The 283-nt window shown below is 57.6% G+C and carries 1 protein-coding gene; it reads left to right on the top strand.

Annotated features, from left to right (window positions below; translation table 11 throughout):
- Positions 1-83: 83 nt before the first annotated feature.
- Positions 84-283: hypothetical protein (locus EN874_RS34200; RefSeq protein WP_210238606.1), on the top strand; the 200-nt coding region annotated here is incomplete at its 3' end.

Here is a 283-nt window from a genome sequence, read left to right as displayed (position 1 = left end):
GCCCGACCACCGGAGGATGAAACGGCTGGAAGTCGCCTGCCCGGATAGGCGGTTCTGAAAGCCGGAGGTGGTCGGCTTTGAACATGCAGCAGGTGGATGATATCCGTGCCATCCAGGATGCAGAAGGAACAACGCAGCCCGCATTCTTCCCGCAGCCTTATAAGCCGAGGCCATACCGACCGGAGCAACGCGTTTCCCATCTGGAAACGATAAAGAAGATCAAGCGCCCGCTCCGAGACATGGAAAGCGCGTTTGGGCTGATCTTTCTTCAGATAGCCCAGTC

The sequence above is a fragment of the Mesorhizobium sp. M1D.F.Ca.ET.231.01.1.1 genome (assembly GCF_003999155.2).
GTDB lineage: Bacteria > Pseudomonadota > Alphaproteobacteria > Rhizobiales > Rhizobiaceae > Mesorhizobium.
Note: the sequence above shows the minus strand (reverse complement) of the source record. Positions and strands in the feature narration are given on the sequence as shown.